This window comes from Stappia sp. ABD4_338 (assembly GCF_056312175.1).
In genome coordinates this window covers 2,661,845-2,674,135 of sequence record NZ_CM149982.1, presented here as the reverse complement: position 1 = coordinate 2,674,135, position 12,291 = coordinate 2,661,845, and the positions used below count along the sequence as shown (strand labels likewise).

At 63.5% G+C, this 12,291-nt stretch carries 7 protein-coding genes and 2 tRNA genes; 6 read left to right on the top strand and 3 right to left on the bottom strand.

What is annotated here, in order from left to right; genetic code table 11:
- Nucleotides 1-31: 31 nt before the first annotated feature.
- Together ACYX4S_RS12095 and ACYX4S_RS12090 are read left to right on the top strand one after the other, a co-directional pair.
- The gene (locus ACYX4S_RS12095) at nt 32-1,159 is read left to right on the top strand and encodes a calcium:cation antiporter (RefSeq protein ID WP_476360350.1); all 1,128 of its coding nucleotides are present in this window, start codon (nt 32-34) and stop codon (nt 1,157-1,159) included.
- A 68-nt stretch (nt 1,160-1,227) separates the two neighbouring features.
- Nucleotides 1,228-1,560, top strand: a complete 333-nt coding sequence (locus ACYX4S_RS12090; protein WP_293722509.1) for an ArsR/SmtB family transcription factor — start codon at nt 1,228-1,230, stop codon at nt 1,558-1,560.
- Between the two features lie 281 nt (nt 1,561-1,841).
- Here ACYX4S_RS12090 and ACYX4S_RS12085 read toward each other — a convergent pair.
- Nucleotides 1,842-1,918, bottom strand: a tRNA-Pro gene (locus ACYX4S_RS12085).
- A gap of 207 nt (nt 1,919-2,125) precedes the next feature.
- Between ACYX4S_RS12085 and ACYX4S_RS12080 the strand changes: the two genes are divergently transcribed.
- The 4 genes from ACYX4S_RS12080 (at nt 2,126) to ACYX4S_RS12065 (ending at nt 8,518) form a co-directional block, all read left to right on the top strand.
- Nucleotides 2,126-2,200, top strand: a tRNA-Gln gene (locus tag ACYX4S_RS12080).
- 386 nt (nt 2,201-2,586) lie between these two features.
- Nucleotides 2,587-3,960 carry a protoglobin domain-containing protein gene (locus ACYX4S_RS12075; protein ID WP_476360349.1) on the top strand — a complete coding sequence of 458 codons (1,374 nt, stop codon included), beginning with the start codon at nt 2,587-2,589 and terminating at the stop codon, nt 3,958-3,960.
- A 746-nt stretch (nt 3,961-4,706) separates the two neighbouring features.
- Nucleotides 4,707-6,788: a BTAD domain-containing putative transcriptional regulator gene (locus ACYX4S_RS12070; RefSeq protein WP_476360348.1), complete on the top strand. Its 2,082-nt coding sequence runs from the start codon at nt 4,707-4,709 to the stop codon at nt 6,786-6,788.
- A 260-nt stretch (nt 6,789-7,048) separates the two neighbouring features.
- Complete coding sequence (locus ACYX4S_RS12065) at nt 7,049-8,518, top strand: sigma-54-dependent transcriptional regulator (RefSeq protein WP_476360347.1); 1,470 nt, start codon at nt 7,049-7,051, stop codon at nt 8,516-8,518.
- A 35-nt stretch (nt 8,519-8,553) separates the two neighbouring features.
- Here the strand turns inward: ACYX4S_RS12065 and ACYX4S_RS12060 are convergent, their stop codons facing one another.
- Complete coding sequence (locus tag ACYX4S_RS12060; protein WP_476360346.1) at nt 8,554-11,115, bottom strand: cation:proton antiporter; 2,562 nt, start codon at nt 11,113-11,115, stop codon at nt 8,554-8,556.
- A 65-nt stretch (nt 11,116-11,180) separates the two neighbouring features.
- Entirely contained in the window at nt 11,181-12,101 is a 921-nt protein-coding gene (locus ACYX4S_RS12055) for a DMT family transporter (RefSeq protein WP_476360345.1), read from the bottom strand.
- Between the last annotated feature and the right edge of the window lie 190 nt (nt 12,102-12,291).

Sequence of the window (12,291 nt, the reverse complement as noted above, 5' to 3'; positions counted from 1 at the left end):
TTGCCCAGGTTCAATTGACGGGGTGGGGCAAATGACGAAGCACGACAAGGCTGTGCCGGATGACGGGAGCGGGCAGGGCGGTTCCCATGCCGCCCCCTGGCGGCAGATCCTTCCCATTCTGGCCGCGGGTGTCCTCGTAGGCCTTGAAGTATCCCATGTGCTCGATGGCGGCTCGCTGCTCTTCTTCTTCCTTGCAGCACCCGTGCTGGTCTTCACCGTCTTTTCCGCCGTTCACTTCGCCGAGGTGGTTTCGTTGCGGATCGGCCAGCCGTTCGGCTCGATCCTGCTGGCGGCGGCCGTTACGGTGATCGAGGTGGCGCTGGTGGTGTCCATGCTGCTCAATCCCTCCCATGGTGACACGACAATCGCCCGTGACACGGTCTTCGCGACGCTGATGGTGGTTCTCAACGGTGTCGTCGGCCTGAGCCTTCTGATTGGCGGCATACGGCACCGCGAGCAGCTCTTTCACAGCCAGGGCGCGGTTGCCGCGTTCAGTGTGCTGGGCGCGCTTGCCATCCTGACGCTTATTCTTCCGAACTTTACCGTCGCCGTCGAAGGGCCTTTCTATTCGCCCGCGCAGCTCGTGTTCGTTTCCATCGTTTCGCTGGCGCTCTATGCGGTCTTCATCTTTGCGCAGACCGTGCGCCACAAGAGCGACTACGTGGATGTCGCGGCGCTCGGGGAGGACCATCCGATCCCGACCGGCCGCGAAACCGCCTTTTCACTGCTGTTTCTGGCTTTGTCGCTCATCGCCGTGATCCTGCTCGCCGAGGCACTTGCCCCCACGGTGGAGCGCGGTGTGGCGGCGGCCGGGCTGGCGGATGCCTTCGTCGGTGTCATCATTGCTGCGGTCGTGCTCCTGCCCGAGGGACTGACGGCACTGAAGGCGGCGGCGCAAAACCGCCTTCAGACGAGCCTGAACGTCTCGACCGGCTCGGCGCTCGCCAGCATCGGTCTCTCCATTCCCACCATCGCGGCAGTGTCCATGGCGATGGGCAAGGACCTGACCCTTGGTCTTCACACGGAACACTCGGTGCTTCTTGCCCTGACGCTCTTCGTGGGAACCCTGACGCTGGCGACGGGCCGCACCACGATCGTCCAGGGGGCGGTGCACCTGGTCATCTTCGGCTGCTTCTTGATGATTGCCGCCGTTCCCTGAACGGGGCATCAAAAAGGGCTTGGCAAACACCGATGGACAGGTCTCCATGTATCTGGAAAGGTAGATACATGGACAAGGCTTCCGCTCTCTCCGCCCTTGCGGCGCTCGGCCAGGAAACGCGACTGGATATCTTTCGTCTGCTGGTGCAGGCCGGCCAGGCCGGGGTGCCGGCGGGGGAGATCGCCCAGAAGGTCGGGGCGGTGCAGAACACCGCGTCGGCCCATCTCAAGGCGCTGTCTCAGGCGGGGCTGGTCTTGACCGAGCGGGAAGGGCGTATCGTGCGCTACCGCGCGGACATTGACGGGTTTCGGGATCTTCTCGCGTTTCTGATGGAGGACTGCTGCGCGGGAAACCCGGACATCTGCCGTCCGTTGATCGACGCGGTGACCTGTTCCGGGTGAGACGGTGGGCGCCTCTTTCCGGGTTGATGGCCCGATCCTGAAAACTCGTGTGTGAGGATCTGCGTCCCGATCCGCACCATTTCAACGTGGAGGCTTTTGGTTCAAAGCTTCTATTGTTGGAGTTATCTGGGAGCGGGCGAGATTGCCATTCGTCCTTGCGTGCAAAAGCTTCCCGATATCAGGGCAAGCGCAACACGAGCTTTGAATGCGATGATGCCGAGTAAAGTGAACAGTCGGGCGATCCGACCGCCTTATCATTGTTGTTGAAAATTTTGGGAAAATGGTCGGAGTGGCAGGATTCGAACCTGCGACCCCCTCGTCCCGAACGAGGTGCGCTACCAGGCTGCGCTACACTCCGACTTCCTGGTCGACGGGGCGGCGCAGAGCCGTCAAACCGTCTGTGAGGCGGGTTATTATCACCAAGGTTCGGGGACTGCAACCCCGCTTGGAACCTGTTTTCCGACTGGGCTGTGGATGATCGCTCCGGAGTTGTTTCATTCCCTTCCGACAGCCGTTTCCCATGGTCTTGCACGCCTCGCCGACGATGGCTATACAGACGCTCTCTTGGGGCGTCGCCAAGTGGTAAGGCAGCGGCTTTTGGTGCCGCCATTCGCAGGTTCGAATCCTGCCGCCCCAGCCATCCTCCCGGTATTGGCCCGTACGAATACTTCCGCCGATGGTACCTGGCGACTCCGCGAAGTGTTCATGCGTGGCCGAATCATACCGGAAGGCGCCGCTTTCCCGCTGAAAGGGCGCGTTGAGACCCCTCTGAAATATATGTAGGTAATGATACTTATGACGCAGCGTAAGTATTGCTATTTTTGTTTTTGTGGAAGGATATTTGCGTAAGTGTGTGTTTTAAAAGGCGTAATTAAGATATGTTTGGAGTCTTCGAGATAACCAATCATGCATAAATAGGTGCTCGATTCGGTTTTTATGTAACGAGGGTGGCCGTGAGGGGCGAAGTTAGCAAATTTTAAAGAGCGCCAGGGTGAAGGTCATGGTGATCTTACCTAGGGGTATGAAATGGCTGGCATCAATAAAGACACCACGCAGAGACGCATTGAATTTGCGCGGATTGACGACTCAACCCGGACGATGTTGCGCCAGCTCTGGCCTGTCGTGGAGCCCTGTCTGGACGGTGTCCTGAAGCGCTTCTACGAGCATGTGGTGACGGAGCCTTCGTTGAAGGCGCTTCTTGGGAACCGCCAGTCATCGCTCGAGAACGCCCAGAAGGTGCATTGGAAGCGCCTGTTCACGGCAACCTTCGACGACGACTACGTACAGAGCATCGATCGCATCGGGCGTGCGCACAGCCGCATCGGGCTGGAGCCGCGCTGGTATATCGCAGGATACCAGTTCGTGCTCAACGAACTGGTGAGCGTGGTAATGAAGAAGTTCCGCCTGTCTCCGGCGCGGGCAACCAGTGCGATCCATGCCCTCAACCGCGCGGTCATGCTGGACCTCGATTTCGCCATCTCGACCTACCAGCAGATTCTGATGGAGGAGCAGGAGGCGCGGACGAAGGCTCTCAGCGACGCGATCGAACGCTTCCAGGGCAGGATGGGGACGAGCCTGCAGTCTGTTGGCGCTGCCGCCGAGAAAGTCGGCTCCGGCGCCGGAGCGCTGTCGTCCGTGGCCAGTTCCGCGGCGCGTGAAGCGGTATCCGCGGCCGCGGCTTCCGAACAGACGTCCGGTAACGTGCAAAGTGTGGCATCCGCCGCCGAGGAGTTGGCGAGTTCGATCCTCGAGATCGGCCGGCAGGTCTCCGGAGCATCGAACGTGACACGCCGGGCGAATGGAATCACCGAGACCGCTTCGTCCGAGGTCGGAATGCTGTCGGTTTCCGCACAGAAGATCGGTGACGTCATCGGCCTCATTCAGGCCATCGCGGAACAGACAAACCTTCTCGCGTTGAACGCGACCATCGAGGCGGCCCGCGCCGGAGAGGCTGGGCGCGGCTTTGCGATCGTGGCGCAGGAGGTCAAGCAGCTCGCGGGCCAGACGTCCAAGGCGACGGAGGACATCGCAAGCCAGGTTGCCGAGGTGCAGGCCGCGACGACACGTGCCGTGAGCGCGATCGGCTCGATTTCCTCGACGGTGGGAGAGATCGACAGTCTGACGGCGGCGATCGCCGCCGCCATCGAGGAACAGGGCGCTGCGACGCGGGAGATTTCCCAGAGCGTCCAGCACGCGGCCGAAGGCACCTCGACGCTCACGCGCAATGTGGCCGGGGTGACGGAATCCATCGAGAAGACCGAGAGCGCGGCAACGGATTTTCTTGCCGTGTCGAGCGACCTCCAGAAGCAGTCTGGCGATATCGCCGAGCAGATTCGGGAGTTTTTCGAGGATATCCGCCGCAGCACCTCGGGTGCGGCTGGCAGCAAGCACGCTGCCTGACCGACGGACTTCAAGGCTGAAAAAAAGACCACCCGCCCGGTTGCCCGGACGGGTGGTCGACCCCTCTGAAAACGTTCGCATTCTACCTTCTGAAGTATCCCCCTCCGGTTTTCCCGGATCCCTGCATTTCCCTCGTGTCGTCTCTGGCTCCGGTTCCCGTTGCCCTCCGGTCCCGTACCAACTGCCTCGTGCCGCCGCCTTCCGGTGCCGGAAAAATGGGCCGGGGTAGCAATCCCCGGCCCAGTTGGGTCACGTGCGATCCGAGGCCGGAAAGCCTTGCACGGCTCGCAGTGCATCGGATGGCGGTCTTCGCGAGCACTGCGGAAGACGTTCAACCGATGGCACCCCTGAACACGGGCCGCATGCACGGCCCGCGTGTTTCCTCACCCGGCCCCGATGCGGCCGGCCGGCAATCTGCTGGTGGTGCTTGGCGAATCCCCCGATCAAGCCATTGTCGGGTTCCCTGCGACGGAAACCGACATGAGGAATAGTCTTGCCGTCCCCTGCAAGAACCTCTTGTGAACGCGATGCAACACCATTTAGCGTTATCTTTGCGTGATTTTGTCGCACGGCTTGCAGGGAGGAGCAGGGCGAGAAGAAGTGACCGGTTCGGGAGGCAGGGACCGGATGCTTGTGCGTCGCCTGGCCCGTGGGCCGGATAACCGTGACTGCATCCTGATGGGGGGGCCGGCTTGGAGGGCAAAGCGGGGGCAGCTTCCAGACGCGGGACAGGCCGCGAGAACGGTTTGGCGCACGGACCGACGCTTGATGTCGCTGTCCTGGGAACGCCGGCTTTCGCTGTTGCCGGAATGCCTGTCCAGTTTCGCTCGCGCAAGGCGGAGGGGCTTCTCGCACGTCTGTGTCTTGCCAGCGACGGGCGCCTTTCGCGTGAAGCGGCGGCCAATCTTTTCTGGGAAGACAGCTCGGAGCACCACGCCCGCTCGTCGTTGCGCCAGACCTTGCTCATCCTGCGCCGCAATCTCGAGCCCCTCGGGTTCGACGGGCTGACCAGCGACAAGCAGGTGATCTCCATCGACCTGACCAGGGTAAGGCTCGATCTCGACGATCTTCTGGCGGGTACCGGTCCGTTGCCGTTGCGATTGCTGCATGAACGGCGTCTGTCCGAGCGGCTCTTCGAGGGCGGGGAACTTCTGTCGGAGCCGTTCACTGATTGGCTGCGAGAGCGGCGCCAGCAGTTCCATGACGAACTGCGGGCAATGCTGGAGCCGTTGCTCGTGGATCCCCGGGCCGACTTCGAGCAGATCGAGGAAGCGGCCATCGCACTCCTCAACCTGGATCCGACCCATGAGCCGGCCTGCCGGGCCTTCATTCGTGCGCGCGCATCCCGCGGCGACTACGCCTCGGCGCTCAGGGCCTACGAGGATCTTTGGAACGTGCTCGATGACGAGTTCGACACCCAGCCCTCGAGTGAGACGCAGGAACTGATCGTTGAGATCAAGCTCGGCAAGTTTCCCGAGCGGCAGGATATTGCGGAGCCGGCTGAGGTAGGCGCCGCGCATGGAGGTATGGAGGAGCGTTCCAGAGCATTTCCGGTTCAATTTCCGGGCCTTGCCGGAGGGCCTGTTCCGGAACTGGGGCCAAGGGTCGCGGTTGTCGTTTCGCCGGTTGTCCAGGACGCGCGGAACGGACAGGACGCCGCCTGGCTGACGCGGGTCTTTTGCCAGGATCTCATTGCGCGTCTGGTGCGATTTCGGGAATGGACGGTGCTGGAGGAACTGGGGGAGGGGCTCGACCGGTCGGGGCTGCCTGTGTACCGCATCGCCGTTTCTGCCATGCGTGAGGGCGGGCGGCTGTTTTATACCGTGACGGTCAAGAGCCATCGCAGCGGACATTACGTGTGGGGCAGCAATCGTGAACTGCCGGTCGACGGCGGTCTCGCGGCCCAGGCGGAGGTCGTGTCCGAGTTCGCACTCGTGACCCATGCCCGGATTTCCATGGAACAAACGGTTTCCCTCGGTGCCCAGGAGGTGCCGTTGCGTGCCCATGACCGGCTTGTGCGGGCCCGCCAGCTGATGCAGACGCGCCGCATTTCGGATTCCCTCCGGGCGGAGGAAATGCTGTCGGGCCTGATCCAGGAATACCCTCGTTTTGGCGCGGCCTATGCGTGTCTTGCTCATGTCCTCAACAGCAGGCCGCTGGTTTTTCCCGGAACGCGCCACACCCGGCGCTCGCTTGAACGTGCGACTGCCCTGGCCGGCACCGCGATCGGCCTCGATCCGCTCGATTCCCGCGCATTGGTCACCTTCGCCTGGAGCGCTGCGCATCAGAACCGGCATGACCTGGCCGAACAGACCTACCGCCGGGCGCTCGATCTCAACCCGTGCGATCCGTGGACGGTGCTGAGCTGCGCTCACGGGCTCGCCGGATATGGCGCGTTCGACGAGGTGGCGGTGATCGCGCGACGGATGGGCGAGGCCGGAGTTGTCACGGGCCCCGCGCTCTGGTGCCTGCATGCGGGAACCATGGTGCTCGGCGGAGACCATGAGGCGGGGCTCGCAAGTGCGCAGAAGATCGGAGCCGACTGCCTGGCCGGTGAACTCTGGCGGGTTCTGGCCCTTGTGGGTCTGGAAAGGGAAGCCGACGCGCGCACCGACGCAACCAGGCTGCAGAAGCGTGTTGCAGAAAGATGGGTGCAGCCACGGACCCCGACGCCCGGTGACATCGGACGCTGGCTCGTGAGCTGTATTCCGGCGGGTATCCTGCTGGTGCGGGAGCGGATCACACGGCATCTGCTTTCCGCCGGCATCGTCTTGCCGGACGATCTTGTGCCGGGTCGCGAGGTGGATCCCTGGCGCGTGGCCCCATGAACGGGCGGGCCATACCCTGGCTCATGCGTATCGCAAGGCCGTCCCTGTGGCATGTTCCGCCACGCGTCCACCTGATCCGTGCAGGGGGCTGGAGCGTATCCGACTTGGTCAAACTGCCACGTGGTGGAACAGGGCCGGATGGCGTAGGCTGAGGAAGGCTCAGGCGGCTGGCAAGCCGCTGCAAGAACCGACAACCCCGGGGCAAGCTGCAAGCTGACCGTTGCAGGCACCCGGGGGCGACAGGGGTGGACAGAACGCGCATGACGGAGAAAAGACCGACGGTCTTGCTCGTCGAGGACACCTATGCCCTCGCGGAGACCTATCGCGCCTATCTCGATCCTCAGGATCTCGATGTGCATCTGGCCGCAAACTGCGCCGAGGCGCTGGAGGCCGTCGAACGCCTTTCGCCATCCGTGATCGTGATCGATGTGAACCTTCCCGACGGCAGCGGGCTTGACCTCATGCGCAGGATCAAGGGACGCCCGGCGCCGTGCGAGGTCGTTCTGGTGACGGGCATGGCCTCGGTGAACATGGCCGTCGAAGCCATGCGCGAAGGGGCCTACGACTTCATCATGAAGCCCTTCACGGCCGAGCGCCTGCGCGTCACCCTGCGCAATGCGCTGGAGCGCTTGCGCCTTGCAAGCCGTATCGAGGAGCTTGCGGCCGAGGCGGAAACGCTTCCGGACGGAGAGGGCGTTGCCGGCATGATCGGCAGGTCCCGGTCCATGAGGACGGTCTATCACATTCTCGCCAATGCCGCCCCGACGAATGCCACGGTCTTCATCACCGGTGAAAGCGGCACCGGCAAGGAACTGTGCGCCGCCGCCGTCCATGCGCTGAGCAAGCGTGCGTCGGGTCCGCTCATCACGATCAACTGTGCCGCGATCCCCAAGGGAATGCTGGAAAGCGAGATCTTCGGCCATGCCAGGGGGGCGTTTACGGGGGCGCTGTCGGACCGTCAGGGAGCGATGCTTTCCGCCGACGGGGGGACGCTGTTTCTGGATGAGATCTGCGAGATGGAGCTCGAGCTTCAGTCGAAGATGCTGCGGGTTCTCCAGGAAAAGGCGGTCCAAAGGGTTGGCGAGGATACGGTGCGCCCGGTGGATGTGCGCATCGTCTGCGCGACCAACCGCGATCCTCAGGCCGAGGTGGCGGCCGGTCGGTTCCGGGAGGACCTCTACTATCGTTTGCATGTGGTGCCGGTGGAGCTTCCTCCGTTGCGCGAGCGTGACGACGATGTGCTTCTGATCGCGCGCCATTTCCTGCAGACGTTTGCCGCCGAGGATGGCAAGCGGTTCCGGGAGCTGAGCCGTGACTGCGAGGCGGCATTGCTGGAGTACGACTGGCCGGGCAATATCCGCGAACTTCAAAACACAATTCGACGCGCTGTCGTGCTCAACGACGGGGAAGTGATCGAACGGCAGATGCTGCCGTTGCCGCGCCCCTCCGTTGCGCCGGAAGGTGTTTCAGGGGTGGCGGCACCTTCTGCGACGAAGCGCGATGGTCTCGATTCCGGGCCGGAGCGGCCCGGGGGCGGCGCGAGAGACGAGGGCGGGCGTGAGATCGTCCCGCTGGAGACGGTGATCCGGGAGACGATCGAGAATGCCGTCAGGGACTGCGGCGGCAATATTCCCCGCGCCGCCCAGGCGCTTCAGGTGAGTCCCTCCACCATCTATCGAAGGATGCAGGTCTGGAGCCTTGAGCCGGCGGAACCACAGGAGCGTTCCTGAGGCGGCGCGTTGACGGGGGCTACTGCTCTCTCAGGTCAGGTCTCGCGCTTTGTTGCCGGTGTTTCGTTATCCGAAGGTGCTGGTTCGTCGTCTTCGGGGGCGGTGGCGTTCATCCGCGTGCGCTCGCGTGCCATGCGGTCCATCTCTTCACGTAACGCAGGGTCTTCCTCCAGCAGGCTGTGGAAGTCGCTGCGGGCGAGCATCAGCAGATGGCAATAGCCGAGCGCGCGCACGTCCGCCGTGCGGGGCGCGCCGGTCAGCAGAGCGATTTCTCCAAAGACGTCACCGCGCCCCAGGCGGATGTGCCGCCCGCCGGCGGCGACCTCCACCGCGCCGGTTGAGATGAAGAACGCGCTGTCACCTCGTTCGCCCTTGCGGATGATGGTCTCGCCCGGAACGGCGAAACGCGGACGCATGAGCTGCGAGATGGCCTTCAGCCTCTCCGCGGGCAGGTCCCGGAAGAGCGGCAGTTTCGCCACCAGGTCGTCGGTGTTCATGCCCAGGTCCAGCGGGGGACGGTCATCGGCCCGACCCCGTCCTTCGCGCACGTATTGCGCAAGATTGGAATAGAGTTCGTTGCCGATCAGGTTCTGCGCCAGAAGAGACCGGTAGCCGTCCTCCTCGATACGCAGGCCGACTTTCAGCAGGAAGCGCTGGTCAAGCTGGTCGGCATAGTCGGGATACTGAAGCCTCAGGGCCTCGAGGGCCGTCACGGTCGCCTCCCGGCGATGGAGCAGGATCTCGGTCAGCAGTTCCGCGACCCTGTGACCGAGCAACGGCTCGACCTTCTCGGTGGCGAAGTTCAGGAGTTCGTCGAGAACGATACGCGCCAGAAGCAGGATCTCGTAGCGGTCGGCAAGAAGGCGCGCCAGCCAGCGGTCATGCTTCAGGTGTCGTTGGCACCACTGCGCGATGCGCATCGTCGGGGCGTAGGCGAGGCTTGCCCTGACCGCGCGATTGTATTCGATGCGCCCGCCCGCCCGCGCGGCGTCGCCCATCCGTCCGGTTCTTGCAAGCAGCACTTCCGCCGTGTGGATCGAGACCGTGCGCTCTCGCAGGTGCCTCAGAATGATCTCGCGTTCCTGGTTGGTGATGACGATGAGGGCGAGTGTGATGCGATCGCGGTCCAGGATCTCGGCGCCGTCGCCCGCGCCCTCGCTTTCGGCGGCGAGACGCTCCCGGTAGGGCCGGTCGACATTGTCCGCGATCTCGCTCTTCATGCCGTAGCCCTCGGCGGCATTTGAAATGCCCTCGCGCACCCGCGACAGGGCAAGCGCCAGGACCTGCGAGCGCATCGCCTTGTCGAGAGGCGAGAGCTGATCGAGCCCGAAGACCTTGATGAGCGGCTTCAGGGTGGTGCCGTAGACGAGCAGGGTGAACAGCACGAAGCCGGTCGCAAGCACGGCGACGAAGCGTTGCACCTGCGGATCGATGGCGGCGTTCTCCGTCACGCCGAGGGCCAGCGTGAGTGTGATCGCGCCACGCATCCCGCCCCAGAGCATGACGGTCTTGAAAGGTGTGCTGACGGGCTGGGAAATGCGCATCAGGCTCATGAGCGGCAGCAGGCCGAACAGCACGACGCCACGCGCGACGAGGGCCGAGACGACGACGATGGCAAGCAGGCCCAGATCCGTCCAGCCGACTTCGACCAGCAGCTTGGGGATGAGGATCGATGCCAGCATGAAGATGAGGGACGAGGCCCAGAAGGCGATCTGGTCCCAGACGTCGTTCAGATAGGTCCAGCCGTCCGGCGTGACGCGCGAGGGGCCGACCAGGTTGATGACGATGCCGGCGGTGACGACGGCAACGACCCCGGAAACGCCGGCCATGTGCTCGGCGAAGACATAGACCAGATAGGGCAGCGCGAAGCTCAGCGTCACCTGCGCGAGGCGGAACTCGCGTACCAGCGGAAGCAGGCGGACAAGGATCTGTCCGCCCGCATAGCCAAGCGCGATGCCTCCGGCAAAACTCCAGGCAAAGAGCCGCGCGGCATCGCTTGCGGTCGGCTTCTGGTCCCACAGGAGCGCATCGAGCAGCAGCACGAAGAGGGCGATCGCGGCCGCGTCGTTCAGCAGGCTCTCGCCCTCGACGAGACGCGCGAGGCGCGCGGGGGCCCCGATGTCCCGGAAGATCGCGACGACGGCGACCGGATCGGTCGTGGCGACGATCGAGCCGAGCAGCAGGCAGGCAATGAGCGAGAGACCGGCGAAGGGAGCGAGCGCAAGGCCGATGAAGAGCGTTGCGACGAGAACCGCCACGACCGCCATGGTGAAGACCACGGCCCCGTCCTCGGCCATGCGCCTGACGTCCAGTGTCAATGTCGTCTGGAACAGCAGGATCGGCAGAAAAAGATTGAGAATGCCGCTGGAGTCGAGCGGCAGGTTGACGAAGACATTCGCGATCTCGTTGAAGGCGTCGGTCTGTGTGGTGTGAAACAGCCAGGTCGCGGCGGAGCCGATGGCAACGCCCACCACGGCCAGAAGGACCGAGGGCGCAAGGCCCATGCGGCGTGCAAGCGGCTGGATGAGGGAGATGATGACGAGAAGGCCGGCGATCGCCCCGATCAGCAGCGGTGACTGCATCGCGGCGCTATCCATCGGACCTTTTCCCCGTGTTCGGACCGACCATCACCCTGGATTCCCCCTCGTATCCGTTTGCCGTGTCAGCCCCTTTTCGCGTTCGACCGTTCCGACAGGGCGATGCCCAGCAGGACCAGTGTCAGCGCGATGGCATGATAACCGTGAAACGGTTCGCCAAGCAGCATCACGGCGAGCAAAGACGAGAATATCGGCACAAGATTGATGAAAACACCAGCGCGCCCCGGTCCGATCAGTTCCACGCCCCGCATGAAGAAGATCTGGGACAGGCAGGACGGGAACAGCGCGATATAGGCCACGATCAGCCACCCCTTTGCCGTGGGCATCTGCAGCGTTCCCTGGGCAATCTCGAGAACGAAGAGAGGCAGGGAGGAAACAGCCGCGACGACCGACAGAACGGTGAAGAACACGAGGCCGGAAACGGCCGGGCGCTTGCGCAACAAAACCGCGTAAAGGGCGTAGAGCACACAGGCGATGATCATGAGGCCGTCGCCGGGGTTCACCTCGAACTCCGCAAGTCGTGCGAAATCTCCCTGGGAAGCGATGAAAGCCACGCCCGACATGGTCACCAGTGCTCCCACGATCTGCAGCATGCGAACCGGCGCACGCAGGATCACGAAGGCGCCGAACAGCACGAACATGGGCATCGCTCCCTGGATGATGCCCAGGTTGACGGCGGTTGTCTCATGCGCGGCGATATAGAAAAGCGAGTTGAAGGCGGTGAAACCGCAGATGCCCATGACGACGATCATGGGCAGGTGCTTCTTCAGGAGCGGCCATTCCGCCACGGTCTGGCGCCCGTAGAGCGCAATCATCAGCGCCGAGACCGCGATCCAGCGCAGGAACACCACCGCAAGCGGCGACACTTCGCCGATCGCCAGCCGGCCCGCGATTGCGTTGCCGCTCCAGAAGAGTGTCGTGAGCGACAGCAGGAGAAGCGGGCGCGAGTAGAAACTGGTCAGGGAGAGGGTTCCGGTGCGGGCCATGGGGGCTCTTGCGGTTCGAGAAGACAGTTGCCGAATATGTCCGGGCACGAAATGTACATCCCGGTTCGGCTCGGTCGCTGGCAGGCGGGAAGGTGGCGGCGACGCGGTGAGGCGCTATCCTATGTCCAATCGGCGGGCCGGATGCAAGGGAAGCAACTTCGGAGGATGATTGTTTCCATGGTGGATCAAG

What these genes read in the sequence shown, in the direction of transcription:
- ACYX4S_RS12060 (WP_476360346.1), bottom strand. Translation starts at nt 11,115, where the DNA reads ATGGATAGCGCCGCGATGCAGTCACCGCTGCTGATCGGGGCGATCGCC.
- ACYX4S_RS12055 (WP_476360345.1), bottom strand. Translation starts at nt 12,101, where the DNA reads ATGGCCCGCACCGGAACCCTCTCCCTGACCAGTTTCTACTCGCGCCCG.
- ACYX4S_RS12095 (WP_476360350.1), top strand. Translation starts at nt 32, where the DNA reads ATGACGAAGCACGACAAGGCTGTGCCGGATGACGGGAGCGGGCAGGGC.
- ACYX4S_RS12075 (WP_476360349.1), top strand. Translation starts at nt 2,587, where the DNA reads ATGGCTGGCATCAATAAAGACACCACGCAGAGACGCATTGAATTTGCG.
- ACYX4S_RS12065 (WP_476360347.1), top strand. Translation starts at nt 7,049, where the DNA reads ATGACGGAGAAAAGACCGACGGTCTTGCTCGTCGAGGACACCTATGCC.
- ACYX4S_RS12090 (WP_293722509.1), top strand. Translation starts at nt 1,228, where the DNA reads ATGGACAAGGCTTCCGCTCTCTCCGCCCTTGCGGCGCTCGGCCAGGAA.